The organism is Agrobacterium tumefaciens str. B6, assembly GCF_001541315.1.
GTDB lineage: Bacteria > Pseudomonadota > Alphaproteobacteria > Rhizobiales > Rhizobiaceae > Agrobacterium > Agrobacterium radiobacter.
The window spans coordinates 1-17,147 of the sequence record NZ_LMVK01000009.1 but is presented as its reverse complement, the minus strand read 5'-3'; the positions used below and the strand labels follow the sequence as shown (position 1 = coordinate 17,147).

The following is a 17,147-nucleotide window of genomic DNA, read 5'->3' as shown; positions in this document are numbered from 1 at the left end:
TCACGACGAGAAAGTGCTTATGGCGGATTTTGTAGCAGTCATTCGCAAGGCCGTGGATGGCTTGGCGAACAATACTCCCGAAAACCGGGCGAAGGTTTACGACAAGGCGCGCAGTGCGGTTGTGCGCCAACTCGAGAATATGAAGCCACGTCCGCCGGAAGAATTGTTGCGCCGGCAGATCGCCAAGCTGGACGCCGCCATTGCCGAGGTCGACAGCGAATATGCCGAGGCGCTTCCCGCGCTTGAGGATGATGACGCTATCTCCCCGGCAGCCGAAGAGACGGCGGCATCCTACTACCAGCAGGATGCTGCCGACGCAGACGAGGCCCGCGCCGCCGAACCTGTGGAACAGGCTGAGCAGGAAGAGGAACGGCACGAGCCGGTCTATGAAGAGCCCGCGCCCGCCGCGCCTGCACAGCCGGAGCCGGTTTACGAAGAACCGGCTGAAGAGGAAGAGCCCCGGCACACTGACACCGTTGTCGCTGAGGAGCAGCGTCACGACGAACACGAGCCGGAAGAGCTTTATGATGCGCCGGAAACGGTTCATGCCGCTCCGGCCCCGGCACACGTTTCCGACGAGGCCGTTGGCACCTATTTCACGCGGGCGGATGAAGAGCCGGCTCAACAGCCGGAGCCTGAAACGGCGCCCGGCCCCGCCGATGATTCCGTTCCTTCCCATTGGGCACAGCCGGTGGATGAGGATGACTGGCGCAAGCTCGATGAAGCGCGGGATGACGATCTGCGTCCGGCCGCCGAGGAATATGAAGAGGTTCGCAACGAGACCGACGAACGTCCGCTCGTTGCCGGTTACGCTGCGCAGCATTATCAGGAACCGGAAGTAAGCTTCGAGCCGGCCCCTTACGAAGAGGATGGGCGTCGCGAGGCGGACGACCATTTGGGCCCTGCCGCCGTGGAGCACGCGCCCGCCTTTGGTGGCCGGCACGATTTTGACGAACATCGCCAGACGGAAGAGCAGGCTCCGAAAAAGGCAGCCGTGGTCGGGGATTTCTCGTCCTATTTCCAGGATGCGGATATTGCCATTCCCGCCAAGGACGCGCCGGCGCTGCCGCGCGCGGATAACGATCCCTTCGGTGATCAGGCCGCGGCAAAGGACAATAAGGAACGCACACCCTGGGACGATCTGGACGAGCTGATCGGTTATGACGGCGCGTCGCCGTCCACCCGTCAGGCTTCGGACGAAACGAATGGCGTGGGCGCTGCCGCCGCGCCGCCCGCCTATATGGTCAAGAAGAAGCCGCGCCGCAACTATGCGTCGCTGGTGCTTGCCCTTGTCGGCGTGGCGCTGCTTGCCGGTGGCGGTTATGCCGGGTGGATGAACCGCGATGCGCTGAACGATATGGTCGGCGGGCTGGTCAGTTCCGCACAGAACGGCGGCAACACCCAGACCTCTTCGAACGGCACGGGTGAGGCGCAGACGCCGACACCGCCGGCGACCCAGCAGCCGCCCGCCACCGGGCAGCAGCCGACTACCCCGACCAACCATCAGACCCCGACCCATGGCGATGACGGCTCCGTCACCGGCACCAAGTTTACCCAGCGGCTTCTGGCCGATGGCACCGAGCGTGACGAGGGACCTGCCGCCGGTGCGAACGGCCAGCCGGTGACGGCCGAAGGCCAGTCGGTCTGTGAGCAGAATGTCGCGCCGCCGCCCGCGGGCGAGGCTCCGGCCAATAATGCCGGCGTACCCGCCGGAACCCCGGCTGGTACGCCGCCGGCACAGCAGCCTGCCGCTGCCGCCACCGGTGACCGCATGTTCCTTTATGAGGAAGTGCTGGGCCAGACGGTGCCGACCGCCATTCAGGGCAGCGTTTCCTGGTCGCTGCAGCAGGAAAGTGACGGCGAAGGCAAACCTTCGCCCACCGTGCAGGGCCAGATCACGGTTCCTGGCCGTGGCCTCAGCGCGCTCATCACCTTCAAGCGCAATACCGATCCGTCGCTGCCGGCGAGCCATCTGATCGAGATCGTCTTCTCGGTTTCGCCCGGCTTCGAAGGTGGCGCCATCGACAGTGTCCAGCGCATCGCGATGAAGAGCACCGAGCAGGATCGCGGCAACGCGCTGATCGCGGTTCCGGCCAAGATCACCGACGATTTCCACATGATCGCGCTCAACGACTTCCCGGATGCGATGAAGACCAATCTGGAGCTGCTGAAGAGCCGCAACTGGATCGACATTCCGGTGTCGTATCGTAATGGCCGGCGTGCGCTGCTGACCCTGCAAAAGGGCAATGACGGCATCGCCGCCTTCGACAAGGCGCTCAGCGAATGGGCGGCGGCAGCGCCGGCGACCGGACAGTGATGATTTAGGGGCGGCTCAGGCCGCCCTTAACATTTCAACATATCCAAGCACTGGCTTATTGCCCGGCGAGATTCCCTCTTCCGTCATACCGGCCTTGAGCCGGTATCCAGCCAGCCCTAGCCCTTGGGCTGAAAGGACTCTTCTCGCCGCGCAGACGCGCGTCGGCTGGATTCCGGCTCAAGGCCGGTATGGCGGTCGATGGGTTGTCATGGTGAGGACTCGACGGTTGGCGAGGGGCGTTGCCGGAGATTTATCCCCATTTGGCTTTCACACATAAAAAATCCTCGGCCGAGGGCCGAGGATGATGTCGTTCGTGGATGGCGTGCTCTCCTTAAGAGAGTGTCGCCTTAAGCATCCACCACGCGCAAAGCACGCGCGGCTTCCAGCGCTTCCTTCTGCACCGCTTCCTGCACCTTCTCGAAGGCGCGAACCTCGATCTGGCGCACGCGTTCGCGGCTGATGTCGAACTCGGAGGAAAGTTCTTCCAGCGTCACCGGGTCTTCGGCAAGCCGGCGGGCCTCGAAGATGCGGCGTTCGCGGTCGTTCAGCACGCCCATGGCCTTGGCCAGCATGCGGCGGCGGGTTTCCAGTTCGTCCTGCTCGATCAGCACGGCTTCCTGGCTTTCATGGTCATCCACCAGCCAATCCTGCCATTGGCCGGATTCGCCCTCGGACGCCTTGATCGGCGCATTCAGCGACGCGTCGCCATGCAGGCGGCGGTTCATCGAGATGACTTCTTCCTCGGAAACCTGCAGCTTGGTGGCGATTTCCTTGACGTGTTCCGGCTTCAGATCGCCGTCGTCGATCGCCTGGATGCGGCCTTTCAGCCGGCGCAGGTTAAAGAACAGGCGTTTCTGGTTGGCCGTCGTGCCCATCTTCACCAGCGACCACGAGCGCAGGATATATTCCTGGATCGAAGCCTTGATCCACCACATGGCATAGGTGGCAAGACGGAAACCACGTTCCGGATCGAACTTCTTGACCGCCTGCATCAGACCGACATTGCCTTCGGACACGACTTCGCCGATCGGCAGGCCGTAACCGCGGTAACCCATGGCGATCTTGGCGACGAGACGCAGATGGCTGGTGACAAGCTTGTGGGCGGCATCGCGGTCACCATGCTCGGCGTAACGCTTGCCAAGCATGTATTCTTCCTGCGGCTCCAGCATCGGAAATTTGCGGATTTCGTCGAGATATCTATTCAGACCGGCTTCGCCGGCTGTAATCGTAGGCAAACTATTGCGGGCCATAAAGCACCCCCTTATCTATGGTCTGGAACGGCACCCTCTTTGGTCGGCGATTAACCCACCGGAGGCGCACCGTAAGCTGCGGGTCGTTACCGACCCCGCACGAACCCATGTGACAGATATGTACGCGCCCGCCGCGTTTCAAGCGAACGCTGCGTTCACACATGCGTTATGTTGAGGCGACACCCTCTTTGACCTGTTTAACTTTCGAACGGTAGATTCGTTCCGAAAAACCGCCAAGGCCGGAGCGCACCATCAGCTCATACATGACCCGCCGGCGCATGGGATTGTGCAGGCGAATCACCTTCGAGCCGAGGAACTGCGTCTCGACATGGCCCAACCCCTGCAGATCGGGATCGGCGGCAATCGCGCCGGCATAGGTCGCGTGAAATTCCCGCCGGCAGACATAGGTCTTGTATTTGGTCATGCCGAAGCAGACGAGGTTATGGCCATGGGTGCGAAGGAAATCGGCGACGCCCACCGTCACCTCCGGCCAGGCGGGGTTGAAGGTGTCGTCGAAGACGATGACGCCGTGCGGCGCGATCACCTCCATCGCCAGTTTTGCATCGGCCAGCACATGGTGCAGGTGGTGGCCGCCATCGATGCTGAAGAAACGGGCCGGGCCGATCTTCGAGGTGATGTCGGCGGGTGCCAGCCGCGTGCTGTCGCCCCTGATGATCAGTTCCTCATCCATCGCAAAACCCAGCCGGCGGCCGTTTTCCATCAGGCGCTCATATTGGTCGAGGCTACCATCTTCGGGCGGGTCGAGATCGAACAGGTCGACGCCCAGCACCTTTTCCTGTGCCTGGGCGAATTTGCGCAGCAGGAAATAGGAGCGGCCGTAATAAACGCCGATTTCCGCCATGCCGCCATCGAGTCCCCGGCTCGTCTGCGCCTGCAGCAGCGCCTTGAAGACAAGCGCATCGGGCGGATCGATATAGCCTTCGACGCTGCGCAACTCCTGAAATATAAACTGGCGGTCTTCGATATTCATTCGCGAGAGATCCCGTCATCATGCCGGTTCCGTTCGAGGGAGGCGAATTGAACGTTCGGCGTTTCCTGCGGCGTCAGTGGTCGCCAAGCTCTTGTGCGGCCACGGTTTTCACGGCGGCGGTTTCAAGCTTTGCGGGGGCCGAGGAGGTGCGACGATTGAAGCGAAATTGGGGCGGTCTATAAAAAGGACCGACTGCGGAATATCGCTATCCGCTAATCTTTTTTTATTATCCGGGGCTTCCGGCGAAATACATGGCGCAGTTTTTTTGACCGCGCCATGCGGGTTTTTCAGCCGCGCAATGCGGTGAGCAGCGCTTCCATGTCATCCGGCAGGTCGGTTTCGAACTCCATCACCTCGCCTGTACGGGGATGTTCGAAGGCGAGCAGATAGGCATGCAGCGCCTGGCGCGGAAAGCGGCCAACAGTGCTTTTTGCCGGTTCTTCGAGCAGGTTCGCCTTGGTGCGGAAGGCCGCACCATATTCGGGATCACCGATCAGCGGATTGCCGATATGGGCCATGTGCACGCGGATCTGGTGGGTGCGGCCGGTTTCCAGGCGGCATTCCACCATCGAGGCGAGGCAGGTGGCGTCCGGTCGTTCATGGTAACGCTCCATCACCTCATAATGGGTGATCGCCTCGCGGGCGTCATCCGAATCCTCGTGTTTGACGGCGCGTTTGGTGCGGTCGGCACTGCGGCCGAGTGCTGCGTCGATGGTGCCGCGCAGGGTGCGCGGGCGGCCCCAGACGATGGCCTTGTAGGCCCGCTCCAAAGGTCCGGTGCGGCCGTGATCGGCAAATTGCGCGGCGAGATGCCGGTGGGCATTGTCGTTCTTCGCCACGACCATGACGCCTGACGTTTCCTTGTCCAGCCGGTGCACGATGCCCGGCCGCTTGACGCCGCCAATGCCGGAGAGGCTGTCGCCGCAATGGTGGATGAGGGCGTTGACCAGCGTTCCCGTCCAGTTGCCGGCGCCCGGATGCACGACGAGCCCGGCGGGCTTGATGAGCACGATCAGGTCTTCATCCTCATATTCCACGTCGAGCGGAATGTCCTCGCCCTTGGGTTCCGGGTCTTCCGGTTCCGGCATCACGATCTCGATGCGATCGCCGGGATGCACCTTCTTTTTCGGCTCCGTCACCGGCTGGCCGTTGAGAGAAACCGCGCCCTGCTCGATCAGGGCCTTCAGGCGGCTGCGGGAGAAGTCGCCGCTCACCTCGCCCGCCAGCCAGGAATCGAGGCGGCCTTCGGCGTCTTCCCCGGCAATCAGGACTTTCCTTGCGTCTCCGCCTTGTTTAAAGGGGTCGTTCATTCTTATTTTTCCGATCCATCAGCATTTCAGGGAACCCGATGACGCAGATCGAGCAAGACGAACAGGAAGACAAGCCGCTTGATCCGGCCATGGAAAAAGTTCGCCGCAAGATGATCCGTTTGCAGATCGTGTCGGGCTCCGTGATGTTTATCAGCCTTATGGCCGTCTTCGGTGCGGTTGTCTACAAGGCGATGGGGCCGTCGAAAGCGGTTCAGACCCAGGCGGAAGCGCCAAACCTCGCCGTCCCGACCGGTAATGGCCCGCTTGCCGTCACCGCCAGCCTGCCGCAGGGCTTCACGATCGACAATGTCAGCTATTCCGGCGGCGACATGCTGTTTTACGGCCGGCTCGCCAACGGCACGCGCAAGGCGCTGGTCTTCAACGTCGCAGCCGGCCGGTTCCTTGCCGATGTGACTGTTGATGGCCAGTGAGGGCAGTGACCTGCTGGACGGGCGGGCGCTGATCCCGGTCGAGGACTCCGCCGATCCGCGCATCGCCGCCTTTCGCGATATTCGCGAGCGGGACCTCACCGGCCGGCAGGGGCGTTTCATTGCCGAAGGCACGGTGGTGCTGCGCATGCTGGCAGCCTCCCACAAGGCGGGTGGTGATTTTGCGGCGGAAAGCATCCTGATCCTGCGCAACCGGCTTTCCGGCGTTGCGGATATTCTTGCCGATTTTCCTGATGATGTGCCGGTTTACGTGGCCGAAGCGCCGGTGCTTGACGGCATTGTCGGTTTTCACCTGCATCGCGGCATTCTGGCGCTCGGCCGCCGGGTTCAGGATCGCGGGCTCACCGAAATGACGGCGGCGCTTCCTCCGTCTTCACTGGTGCTCGTGGGCTGCGGCATTTCCAATCACGATAATCTTGGGGCGATGTTCCGCAATGCGGCCGCCTTTTATGCCGATGCGGTGTTTCTCGACGAGACCTGCTGCGATCCGCTCTATCGCAAGGCGCTGCGTGTTTCCGTCGGATCAGTTCTTTCGGTTCCCTATCATCGCGGCGGCGGTGCGGTGGAGATGCTGGAGCGGCTTTCTGAGGCCGGGTTTGCGATCTGGAGCCTTTCGCCTGGTGGCGAGACCGAGATCCGCAATATTCCCCGCTCCGAGCGCATGGCGCTTGTCATCGGCACGGAAGGCGAGGGGTTGCCGCAATCGGTGCTCTCGCGGTTTCATACGGCGCGGATTGCGCAATCGCCGCAGCTGGATAGCTTGAATGCGGGGACGGCTTCGGGGCTGGCGCTTTATCAGATGGCGGGAGTGATCGGGCGGGTTTAGGTCAGTGCCACTTTATCGCTTCGGCGTACGTGGCTTACCCCCCTCTGTCCTGCCGGACATCTCCCCCTCAAGGGGGGAGATCGACAAGCGGCCAGGTTTCGGCCATCTCGACGTTTGAGAATGAAGTGATGTTAGTGCTTCTTGCCGATCTCCCCCCTGAGGGGGAGATGCCCGGCAGGGCAGAGGGGGGTAAGCCGCACACTCAACGCGGGGTAAACCACACCCACCGAAGGCCTAATGTTTCCGCTTCTCCATCACCACCTTCGCCCGCTTCGCAAGGCTGTCCCGCCCCGATGAGCCGGAGGCCTTGGCAAGCAGCCCTGGAATGGGCGATGTCTCGCCCTCCTGCGCCGCCGTGAGCGCGATCATCTCAGCGGCGATGCGGGCGATTTCGCGGCGGATCGGTTCGTCATTGCCGGTGCCGCGCACATTCAGCAGGCGCTCCGTGAGCGCGGTGCCCTGATTGCGGATATCCTCGATTTCCTGTTCCAGACCTTCTGATGCCGGCGCCGCTGGCTCCTCAACCGGCGAGATCGCTGCCTCCTCGGCGGCCACCGCCGATGTCGCCTCTTCTTCGGTGACGGGTACGACTTCAAGCGCGGCGGCTGGGGCCGGCTGTGGCGGCGGGTTTACCGCCGTTTCCACCGGCACGGCCGGGTTCGGCAGGCGGATGATCATATCGTTGGCGCGGCCGCCGGTTGCGGCAAGCTGTTCCTTGAGACGGGCGGCTTCCTGGTTGCGCAGCGTCAGCATCGTGTCGAGATCGGCGTTTTTCGCCATCAGCGTAGCGACCTGTTCTTCCAGCCGGGTGACCTTGCGGCTTTCGCGCGCAACCGCCGTCATGGCTTCCTTGTTACGGGCCGCCACGTCCTGCAATTCACGGGTCGCCGTTTCGCCTTCCTTGCGGAAGCGCGTGGCGCTCTGCTTGGCCTGTTCTGCCTCCAGATCGCGGGTGGCGGCGAGGATTTTCGAATCATCCAGCTCGCGCGTCAGATTGGTCAGGCGGGCGGTGAGATCGGACATCTGGCTGGCGCGCTCGTTGGCGGCCTGCTCCTGTTGTGCGAGGTTCGCCTGTATGATGCCGGCGCGTTCTTCGCTGGCATCAAGCGCTGCGCGCAATTCGCCGATTTCCAGCGTCAGCTCCTCGATTTTCAGGGAGAAGCTGCGGTTCTGCTCGCCGAGGCGATAGGCATCGCTGGAAGCGGCTTCGTTGGCGAGGCGCAGCGAGGTGTTCTTTTCCCGTTCCGTATCCAGTTCCTGGCGGACCTTGGCGTTTTCGGCGGCGTAGAGCGCGCGCGCCATGTCCTTCTGGGCGCGGACTTCCTGCGGGCTGATGGGCATTGTCGCGCGTATGCGGTTTTCCGTATAGGCGACGATGCGGCGATGGATCGCGGGTGCGATCAGCAGGGCCAGCAGGGTTGCGGTGAGAAAACCCAATCCGAAGAGAATGGCATATTCGATCACGCGGGACAGTCTCCGAAACTCAGATACGCGCGCATTCGGAAAGAGGGGCGCGAAAGCACGTTACGCTATTATTGCAACCGTGGGGAGGGGTGTCGCACCGTCAAAACCGGCCCGTTATTTCCTCCCGCTCCGGCTTTAGCGAATCAGAAGGGGTTCCAGGTCGGCTGCTGGGTGAGCTTCAGGTAGCCGACATTGATGCCGAGGCGCGCGCCGATGCCGGTGCGGATGGGCGCGAGGGTCACGTCGCTGCTCTTCAGATAGGTCAGGCCGCCGCCGGCGACGATGAAGGGGGGGCCGCCCACCCCGCCGTAACGGCGGTAAAGCGCATCGCCGGAGGGCGGGTTATAGCCCAGCACCATGGCGCGGGTGCCCTGGCCGCCGTAATCGAGGCCGAGCGACGGGCCCTGCCAGAAGACCGGGTGCTGGCCGGCATTCTTGGTGTAAAGCGTGCCTTCGCCATAGGTGAGGCCCGCGACGAAAGCGCCGGAGCCTTCCTGCCCGAGAATGTAACCGTTCGGAAGACCGTATTGCTGGAAGGCGCGCTCCACCACCTTGGCAAGGCCGCCGGTGGTTTCACCGAAGAATCCGTGGCCTGCATCCACGACTTCCTGGAACGAATATTGATCGCTGTTCTGGGCCGAGGCCGGTGCGACCCACATCAAGAGGCTCGCAAGGAGCGCGACAATCTTTCCCCGTCCGAGGCGTGCAATGGTGCGGGTTTTCGTAAGGCGCATCGTCATGTCCGTCCGTCTGTTTCGTTAGCGCATAAGCCCGAAAATCCGAATCGGTTTTCGAAAGGGCCGGTCGCGCAGAGTCAAAGTTCTACAGCATGTTTCGCGCATCCTTGCGGATACACGGGGCTCCAGTGTGGCCTGTTAAGGCATTTGGCATTTTGAAACCATCCTATTAACAATCGGTTTACCAAATATGGTGTCATTATGGCTTAACAATTTCCACACCGTCCGCGCCTCCCTTGCGCAGGAGAGAATTTTATGACCAGCAAACTCAATATCACGCTGTCCGGTCCCGATCTGGCGGCTCTTCTGTGCAGCCGTGTGTGCCATGACGTTATTTCTCCTGTCGGCGCCATCAATAACGGCCTCGAACTTCTGGACGAGGGCGGCACGGATGACGATGCGCTCGATCTCATCCGCACGTCAGCCCTTAACGCATCCGTGCGGTTGAAGTTCGCCCGCCTTGCTTTCGGTGCTTCCGGCTCCGCCGGCGCGTCCATCGACACCGGTGAGGCCGAAAAGGCTGCCCAGGATTTCGCTGCCGCCGAAAAGAAGGCGGAAGTGAGCTGGAACGGCCCGCGCGCCATCGTTGCGAAGAATCGTGTCAAACTTCTGCTCAACCTTTTCCTCGTGGCTTACGGCGCCATTCCGCGTGGCGGCAATGTGGATGTGCTGCTGGAAAGCCCCGACGGCGACGCCAGGTTCGAAATCACCGTCAAGGGCCGGATGATGCGCGTGCCGGCCAAGTTCGCGGAAATTTATGAAGGCAGGCTGGAAGAGGCGGTCGACGCCCATTCCGTCCAGCCCTATTACACGCTGCTTCTGGCCGAAGAGGCCAATATGGCGGTGGAATACAAGGTGCATGACGATCGCATCGTGTTTACGGCGAAGACGATTACGGAGTGATCGTTTCGATGCGACAGTGACGCCATCAGGGGTCGGGCCGGCTTTTGCCAGTGCCCGGCCTTTTTCTTTTCAGAGGAGGAGGTCTCATGATCCGTGTCGAAACCGCGCGTCTCCTGCTGCGGCCGCATGCCATCGAGGACGAAGCACGTTATTGCTCCTTCTGGAGCGCGGATGTTCATCCGATCCCGGGCGTGAGCTCGATCGCGCCGCTCGATCCCGAACTCGCGTTCGCGCGGCTTCTGCGTTTCATCGGCCACTGGTCCGTCTTCGGTTTCGGCCCCTTCGTGGTGGAGGAAACCGGCACGGGACGAATCGTCGGCGAGGTGGGGCTGGCCCATATGCGCCGTGGACATGGCGCGGATTTCGACACCGCGCCGGAGGCCATGTGGAAGATCGACAGGAATCTGACCGGCAAGGGTGTGGCCAGCGAAGCGGTGCAGGCCGCCCTTGGCTGGTTTGATGCCAAGGGCATATCGAACCGGATCGTCTGCATGATCGATCCGCTGAATGCGCCGTCGCTCGCGATCGCCGCCCGTTTCGGCTTCTGTCCTTTCCGGGAAACGACCTTCCGCGACAGTCCCGTGCGGCTTTTCGAGCGGATCGCGGATATCTAGCGCTCGGTATAACAGGAAGCGTTTGCGAGCGAGTCGCTGTCTCGATTGCGTTTCAGGACGACCTGAAACCTGTTTGAGGTCTCGGCAGGCGGCGGTTTGAACCAAGGGTTGGTCCATATCAACTCTTGGAGCATCCCATGCGCTATTTCATTCTGGCGATACTCGTCATCTTTTCCACTGCTCAGGCCGCAAGGGCGGAAAGCGGTATAGGCTTTAAACAGATCGAATTGCCGGATGAGGGGGGCGCGAGAACGCTTGCCGTTTCATTAGGGTACCCCGCCGCGCCCTCGGGCAAAAGCGAGATCGTCGGCGAAAATGCCGCCTTTTACGGTCTTGAGGTTCAACCGGATGCCTCATTTCTTAAGGATTCTCGTCCGCTCGTGCTGCTGTCGCACGGTTTTGGCGGCAGCTGGCGCAATCTGAACTGGATTGCCGGCGAGCTTGTTCGGGAAGGTTACGTCGTAGCCGCTCCGGATCACGGCGGCGAATCATTTACCGAAGAAAATGCGACCGAGATCGTTCCATTGTGGGAACGGCCGCGCGACATCAGCAGAACGCTGACGGCCTTGCTTGGCGATGATCGATTCGCCGGCAGGATCGACGCGACGCGCATCGCGGTTATCGGCCATTCCCTCGGCGGCTGGACCGCGATGGAACTGGTTGGCGCGCGATACAGCGCCGATCTTGCCCTGAGGGATTGCGGCGCAGAGAAGCGCCCGCCGCAATGCAAGGCTCCCCGGCTGCTAGCCAAAGTCGGGGTTGTCGGTGACGGCAAGGCCGATCCGCGGCTTTCGATGGATTTGAAGGATGCCCGCATCCGCGCTGCCATCGCGCTGGATCTCGGGCCGGCCGCGGGTTTCCTGCCGGAAACGCTGCAGGCCGTCAGCGTACCGGTTCTGGTTCTGGCGGCAGGTGTGGAGACACCAGAGATCGCCGCTATCAAGGCCGATTCCGAATATATCGCCCGGCATCTGCCAAAGGCGACGACGGTTTATCGGGACATACCGGATGCCAGCCATTTCAGCTTCATGCAGATTTGCAAGCCGAACGGCGAAAAGATCGTGGAGGAACTTTCACCGGGTGAGGGTTTCGTCTGCCGGGATGGCGGCGGCAGGGACCGCGTGGCCATCCATGCGCAGATCGCGGAGGCAATCCTCGGCTTTCTGAAAGTGGAAATGCGCTAAGTTGGATTTTCGGGACGCCTCGCGACCGTAATGGCCGCAAGGCGTCCCTCTTTCAAACAGCGTTTACCTGATAGTGCCGATAAACGAGGTCTTCGGGATCGGAACGAGGTGCTGCCGGATCGAGCCTTCCGCCGATTCGTTCGGCGACGGCCGCTGATTTGCGGTTTTGCGGCGAGACGTAGCTGACAAGCGTGGGCAAGTTCAGGGTCCTGAAGGCCCAGTCGCGCAGCGCCGAGGCGGCTTCAGCGGCATAACCGCGCCCCTCATGGCCTTCGTAAAGCAGCCAGCCAAGTTCCTTTTCCGGAAACAGCGGACCGTGATTGATGCCGACCTGGCCGATACATTCCCCCGTTTCGCCAAGCTCGATCATTAGCGCGCCATGGCCGAAAAAGTACCAGTTGGCCAGATCGTGGCAGAACACGCCCCATGTTGAGGGCAGGTCGTATGGTCCGCCGACACCGATGGAGCGCGGCGACGTCATGAAGTTCCGATAGGCGGGGAAATGCGCCATGGTCAGCGGGCGCAGCGTCAGGCGATCCGTCTTGAGGGTTGGGATGGCGTGGTTCATATGCCGGCGTCCTTTGGCGATGCGTGGCCATGTCTTTCTCTCCTCATTGCTGTGCCTGTCACAGGAATTCGGTCGACGCGCGTCTGCGCGGCGGAGAGTCCTTTCAACCCAAGGACTTGGGATGGCTGGATTCCTGTGACAGGCACAGCAATGAGGAGAGAAAATCGCAACAAAAAACCCGCCGTTTCCAGCGGGTCTTTTAAAAACTGTCCTGTTCCGGATTGGATCAGGCGGTTTCGAGGAATTCCGTGGCGCCGTCAGGCTCGCGCAGAACATAGCCACGGCCCCAGACGGTTTCAATGTAGTTTGCGCCGCCTGCAGCATTTGCGAGCTTCTTGCGCAGCTTGCAGATGAAGACGTCGATGATCTTCAGTTCCGGTTCGTCCATGCCGCCGTAGAGGTGGTTCAGGAACATTTCCTTGGTCAGCGTCGTGCCCTTGCGCAGCGAAAGCAGCTCGAGCATCTGATATTCCTTTCCGGTCAGGTGAACGCGCTGGCCGCCCACTTCAACCGTCTTGGCATCGAGATTGACGATCAGCTCGCCGGTGGCGATGACCGACTGCGCATGGCCCTTGGAACGGCGGACGATGGCATGAATGCGGGCAACAAGTTCGTCCTTGTGGAACGGCTTCGTCATGTAATCGTCTGCGCCGAAGCCGAGGCCGCGAACCTTATCCTCGATGCCGGCCATGCCGGACAGGATGAGGATCGGCGTCTTGACCTTGGAGAGGCGAAGCGTTCTCAGAACCTCGTAACCCGACATGTCAGGCAGGTTGAGGTCGAGAAGAATAATGTCGTAATCGTAGAGCTTGCCGAGGTCCACGCCTTCCTCGCCGAGGTCGGTCGTGTAGACGTTAAAGCTTTCCGACTTGAGCATCAGTTCAATGCTCTGCGCTGTCGCGCTGTCGTCTTCAATAAGTAGAACCCGCATAATTATCCCCTTTGCCGCCCGCGAACCGGTAAATCATTGCCTCGCGCGATGCGGATCCAGACGTTGCCTGATTTGCAGGCTGCCACCAAATGGTTAACAAATTCTAATTGCCTTTGGCAAGGTGTATCGAATTTATTAAGCAAAGAAGGCATTTCGCTGTTTTTGCACGTGAATCCACCATCGCCAAAATTGAAGCTCAACGTGAGGATTTCCCGCTAAGTGATTCAATCGACTCTTACATCGTCTGGCCCGTTTTTTTGGACCTGGCATTTACCGACCCTTAAATGATCGTGTTTATCATTAACGATGCCCGTAAACGAAAGGTTAACGACGGCGGTTTTTTATTAACGTCGGGGAACTTTTGGGAATCATTCCGGGACAGGGGTCAACCCTTACGGGAAAACGGGCGGGGTAAACGGGCCGGCCAGGGGGGCATAGTGCCTTTTTGATCCGGGTCTCGCTATCCATGGAGTATTGCGTATGAAGTCGCGTGACAGCCTGGTTCGCCTGAAGGAATTTCAGGTCAATGAAAAACGCCGGCAGCTTAACCAGCTGCAGCAGATGATGTCCGAGTTTGAGCGGATGGCAAAGGAACTGGTGCATCAGATCTCTCTGGAAGAGAGCAAGTCGGGCATTACCGATCCGACACATTTCGCCTATCCGACCTTCGCCAAGGCCGCGCGCCAGCGGGCGGATAATCTTCAGGTCTCGATCCGGGAGCTGAAGGCCCAGCAGGAGGCCGCCGAGGCTTCGCTGGAAGAGGTGCAGGCCGAATATGAAAAGGCCGCCGCACTGGAAAACCGCGACGGAGCCATCCGCGCCCGCGCCTGACCACAGGCGCAAAAGCTGACGAATGATCGTCCTCATTGACGGCTGCCGGTGGATCAGGAGGCGGCTTTCAATGACGGGACGCCGTGCATTTTTTTAAAAGGCCGCTCCTTAAGGGCGGCCTTTTGTTTTGCGGCGTCGCCGGTGTTTCCGGGACGGTCATGCCCGATTTCGATTGTCCGGAAGTTGGGAAAGGCGTATTTTACGGGGGTTCCGACCGTGAGCCGGAGGCTTTTACGCGCACGCGCCCCGTGCAGGCGCGGGCGGCTATTGCAGGGAGGAAAAAATGGCCCGCCAATATATCGATTGCCGTGAATTCCCCAGTGACAGCAGATGCACCGTTGCCATTTCCGCCGATTCTCAAGAAGAGCTTATGGAAGCGGCCGTGCAACATGCCGTGGCGGTGCATGGCGCAGAGGATACGCTGGAATTCCGTGAAGAAGTCCGCCGGAGCATGCATGCCGGGACGCCGCCGTTGAAGGTGGCGTGATTGCTGGCACACCTGAAAATCTCTCCGCCGTCATGCCGGACTTGATCCGGCATCCAGCCGACGCGCGCCTGCGCAACGAGAAGAGTCTTTTCAGCTCAATGACTGAGCTTGCTGGACCCCGGCTCAAGGCCGGGGTGACGGAGTGTGGATGCTCCGTTTTGGCCAAAACACCGTAGATAGCTGCCATAACGCTCTTTATGTCTACCCTTTTACCCCTGGATCACATCCGCCCATTCGGCATGGCGCAATGTCTGGGCCTTGAAGAAGGGGCAGAGCGGAATGATCTTCCAGCCGCCCTTGCGGGCTTCATCAATCGCATGGGCGGCGAGCGCCTGGCCGACACCCTTGCCGCGCAGCGCATCGGGCACACCGGTATGGTCGATGATGATGAGGGAAGGGGAGGTGCGCGAATAGGTCATCTCCGCCTTGTGGCCGTCGATGGTCGCCGAATATTCGCCGCGCGATCCGGTTTCGGTGGTCTTGATGTCCATGGTCTCTGCCTCCGCATTGCTGTTCGTTTTCGCCACTCTAACGGCTTGCGCCTGAATTGAAACAGCGCGATAGCGAACGCAGCGGACACAAACCGGCGACAATCACCGGCTCTGGCGGGCAGTTTTCAGGAGAAATCCGAAATCAAACCGAAAGCCCCGTCGATGATCCGGCGGGGCGTTCTGGAATTCGGTTTGGGGCGCGTTACCGCGCCGGCGCACTGTTTAGTGGCGATATTGCTGAATGCGCGTGGTGCGCAGACCGGCGAGGCCATGATCGGAGATCGAGGACTGCCAGGACAGGAATTCTTCAACGGTGAGCGTATAACGCTCGCATGCTTCCTCGAGGCTCAGCAGTCCTCCGCGTACCGCGGCAACCACCTCCGCCTTTCTGCGAATGACCCAGCGACGGGTATTGGCAGGCGGAAGATCCGCAATCGTCAGAGGGCTGCCATCGGGGCCGATGACATATTTAACTCGTGGGCGTATCATTTCGGTCATTGGACACTCTATACAAACTCAAGACCATATGACGGGAACTCTATCCCGGTACCTTTAAAAATTGCCTAAGCAGCTCGTGACAATTTATTAAGAATTTGAACGGTTTCGCCTGATTTGTTCGAGTCGCCTTATTTTGCCGGGAAAAAATTTTTCCAAAAATCGCAATTTTTCTCTCTCATCGGTTGTTTCCGTCAGAGTGCCGCAAGCGAAAGGCACGTTTTCCCGCTGCCCTGGGTAAATTCCGCCATTCCCTCATGCTGCAGCCGCAGGCGATCGCCGGCGTCGAGCGGAAGGATCGATGTTGCCGACTGCTGTGTGCCTGAGGTCGATGCATTTCCTGTCATGCCGAAACTGGCCGCCGCACCGTTGATGAAAAGCGTCACCCGGTGGCCGGAGGAGGAGACCACGGCGAGCGACAATGCTGCCAGATAAAGGCCCTTTGCCGGAACGACGAGTTCACGCCCGCCGGTTCCCAGGGTTTCCCCGAGCGCAAATCCACCCTCGGCGATGAAGAGCACGGAAAAACCCGCCGCCGAGCCATTGGCGGGTTTCGTCGTGCCCGAGGGCAGGCCGGCGACGGCGAGTGGGCGGTTGGGCATCGAGACCCGGCCATCGCCGCTGCACAGAAGCGCCGTGTGCCAGGAGGTGCCATCCACACTGGTCTTGATCGAAAACCCGTCATGGCCGGCAAGGCCCATTTCCGCCCGGCCGCTCCAGCCGGACTGGAACAGCAGCGTGGCGGTATCGGCCTTTGCCGCCTTGTTGATCGTCATGCGGTGGCTGCCGTCTTCCTCGGCATGGGTAAAGAGGCTGGCGGGGGAGGCAAGCGCCAGCCGGTTGGTGTCATCGGCCTCCGCGCCGATCCCCAGCCGCTCCTGCCGGCCGGTGGCCGGCAGCGGCAGGTCGCGCCAGCTCCCGTCCTGCAGCAGGCGATATTTGCTCTCGGTCGCAAACCATGCCGTCCAGCCCGGCTGCGGTACTATAAAGAGCCACGCGCCATCCTGCCGGAACGCGAGCCTGCCGCCCTTGCCGACCCAATCGCCGGTGGCGCCCGGCGTCAGCAGGAAACAATCGCCCTCGGCCGCATTCTCGGGCGGGGCGGCAACGGCAGCCTTGATGGTGAGCTGCACGATTGCATCCAGCCTTTGCAGGGCTTCGTTGTGGGTGACGTGTTTTTGGGCCTGTGAGGGCAGGATGTAAGGAAGCCGAAGTCTCGCCGTCTGTTCCGTCATGATGTGCCTTCCGCGTTGTTGTGTTTCCTTGCGGGGCATTGTGACGGGGGACGTGGGGTGGGGA

The 17,147-nt window shown here is 61.0% G+C and carries 18 protein-coding genes; 8 read left to right on the top strand and 10 right to left on the bottom strand.

Annotated elements, in window-relative coordinates; translation table 11 throughout:
- The first annotated feature begins 19 nt into the window (after positions 1-19).
- Positions 20-2,317, top strand: a complete 2,298-nt coding sequence (locus tag ASB65_RS08470) for a hypothetical protein (RefSeq protein WP_060723662.1) — start codon at positions 20-22, stop codon at positions 2,315-2,317.
- 347 nt (positions 2,318-2,664) lie between these two features.
- Here ASB65_RS08470 and rpoH read toward each other — a convergent pair whose 3' ends face one another.
- The 3 genes from rpoH to ASB65_RS08455 all read right to left on the bottom strand — a co-directional run bounded on the left by rpoH (position 2,665) and on the right by ASB65_RS08455 (position 5,868).
- Complete coding sequence (gene rpoH, locus ASB65_RS08465; RefSeq protein WP_003491840.1) at positions 2,665-3,567, bottom strand: RNA polymerase sigma factor RpoH; 903 nt, start codon at positions 3,565-3,567, stop codon at positions 2,665-2,667.
- Positions 3,568-3,733: 166 nt separating this feature from the next.
- Complete coding sequence (locus tag ASB65_RS08460; RefSeq protein ID WP_020811946.1) at positions 3,734-4,558, bottom strand: class I SAM-dependent methyltransferase; 825 nt, start codon at positions 4,556-4,558, stop codon at positions 3,734-3,736.
- Between the two features lie 287 nt (positions 4,559-4,845).
- Positions 4,846-5,868 (bottom strand): RluA family pseudouridine synthase, encoded by a 1,023-nt coding sequence (locus tag ASB65_RS08455; RefSeq protein WP_060723661.1) that lies wholly within the window; start codon positions 5,866-5,868, stop codon positions 4,846-4,848.
- A 38-nt stretch (positions 5,869-5,906) separates the two neighbouring features.
- Between ASB65_RS08455 and ASB65_RS08450 the strand changes: the two genes are divergently transcribed.
- Together ASB65_RS08450 and ASB65_RS08445 are read left to right on the top strand one after the other, a co-directional pair.
- Positions 5,907-6,299, top strand: coding sequence for a hypothetical protein (locus tag ASB65_RS08450; RefSeq protein ID WP_004429994.1), 393 nt, complete (start codon positions 5,907-5,909; stop codon positions 6,297-6,299).
- Complete coding sequence (locus tag ASB65_RS08445; protein ID WP_060723660.1) at positions 6,289-7,143, top strand: TrmH family RNA methyltransferase; 855 nt, start codon at positions 6,289-6,291, stop codon at positions 7,141-7,143. The genes ASB65_RS08450 and ASB65_RS08445 overlap by 11 nt, the downstream gene beginning before the upstream one ends.
- Before the next feature lie 234 nt (positions 7,144-7,377).
- Here ASB65_RS08445 and ASB65_RS08440 read toward each other — a convergent pair whose 3' ends face one another.
- A complete protein-coding gene (locus ASB65_RS08440) occupies positions 7,378-8,607 on the bottom strand; it encodes a hypothetical protein (protein ID WP_060723659.1) in 1,230 nt (409 codons plus the stop codon).
- A 143-nt stretch (positions 8,608-8,750) separates the two neighbouring features.
- Positions 8,751-9,347: a DUF1134 domain-containing protein gene (locus ASB65_RS08435; RefSeq protein ID WP_060723658.1), complete on the bottom strand. Its 597-nt coding sequence runs from the start codon at positions 9,345-9,347 to the stop codon at positions 8,751-8,753.
- Between the two features lie 252 nt (positions 9,348-9,599).
- Here ASB65_RS08435 and chpT point away from each other — a divergent pair, with 252 nt between their 5' ends.
- The 3 genes from chpT (at position 9,600) to ASB65_RS08420 (ending at position 12,045) form a co-directional block, all read left to right on the top strand.
- Positions 9,600-10,247 carry a histidine phosphotransferase ChpT gene (chpT, locus tag ASB65_RS08430; protein WP_060723657.1) on the top strand — a complete coding sequence of 216 codons (648 nt, stop codon included), beginning with the start codon at positions 9,600-9,602 and terminating at the stop codon, positions 10,245-10,247.
- An 86-nt stretch (positions 10,248-10,333) separates the two neighbouring features.
- On the top strand, positions 10,334-10,861 hold the full coding sequence (locus ASB65_RS08425; protein ID WP_060723656.1) for a GNAT family N-acetyltransferase: 528 nt from the start codon (positions 10,334-10,336) through the stop codon (positions 10,859-10,861).
- 137 nt (positions 10,862-10,998) lie between these two features.
- Positions 10,999-12,045 carry an alpha/beta hydrolase family protein gene (locus ASB65_RS08420; RefSeq protein ID WP_060723655.1) on the top strand — a complete coding sequence of 349 codons (1,047 nt, stop codon included), beginning with the start codon at positions 10,999-11,001 and terminating at the stop codon, positions 12,043-12,045.
- Between the two features lie 52 nt (positions 12,046-12,097).
- Here ASB65_RS08420 and ASB65_RS08415 read toward each other — a convergent pair whose 3' ends face one another.
- Together ASB65_RS08415 and ctrA are read right to left on the bottom strand one after the other, a co-directional pair.
- On the bottom strand, positions 12,098-12,613 hold the full coding sequence (locus ASB65_RS08415; protein ID WP_020812024.1) for a GNAT family N-acetyltransferase: 516 nt from the start codon (positions 12,611-12,613) through the stop codon (positions 12,098-12,100).
- Positions 12,614-12,839: 226 nt separating this feature from the next.
- On the bottom strand, positions 12,840-13,544 hold the full coding sequence (gene ctrA / locus ASB65_RS08410; RefSeq protein WP_003522926.1) for a response regulator transcription factor CtrA: 705 nt from the start codon (positions 13,542-13,544) through the stop codon (positions 12,840-12,842).
- A 480-nt stretch (positions 13,545-14,024) separates the two neighbouring features.
- On the opposite strand from ctrA, the gene ASB65_RS08405 reads away from it, so the two are divergent.
- Complete coding sequence (locus ASB65_RS08405) at positions 14,025-14,375, top strand: flagellar export protein FliJ (protein ID WP_003491821.1); 351 nt, start codon at positions 14,025-14,027, stop codon at positions 14,373-14,375.
- A 283-nt stretch (positions 14,376-14,658) separates the two neighbouring features.
- Positions 14,659-14,862 (top strand): DUF1059 domain-containing protein, encoded by a 204-nt coding sequence (locus ASB65_RS08400; RefSeq protein WP_004430026.1) that lies wholly within the window; start codon positions 14,659-14,661, stop codon positions 14,860-14,862.
- A gap of 209 nt (positions 14,863-15,071) precedes the next feature.
- Here ASB65_RS08400 and ASB65_RS08395 read toward each other — a convergent pair whose 3' ends face one another.
- The 3 genes from ASB65_RS08395 to ASB65_RS08385 form a co-directional block, all read right to left on the bottom strand.
- The gene (locus tag ASB65_RS08395) at positions 15,072-15,353 is read right to left on the bottom strand and encodes a GNAT family N-acetyltransferase (protein WP_020812199.1); all 282 of its coding nucleotides are present in this window, start codon (positions 15,351-15,353) and stop codon (positions 15,072-15,074) included.
- 222 nt (positions 15,354-15,575) lie between these two features.
- Positions 15,576-15,851 carry a DUF1153 domain-containing protein gene (locus ASB65_RS08390; RefSeq protein WP_004430042.1) on the bottom strand — a complete coding sequence of 92 codons (276 nt, stop codon included), beginning with the start codon at positions 15,849-15,851 and terminating at the stop codon, positions 15,576-15,578.
- A 191-nt stretch (positions 15,852-16,042) separates the two neighbouring features.
- Positions 16,043-17,083 (bottom strand): DUF2793 domain-containing protein, encoded by a 1,041-nt coding sequence (locus ASB65_RS08385; RefSeq protein WP_060723654.1) that lies wholly within the window; start codon positions 17,081-17,083, stop codon positions 16,043-16,045.
- Positions 17,084-17,147: the final 64 nt, after the last annotated feature.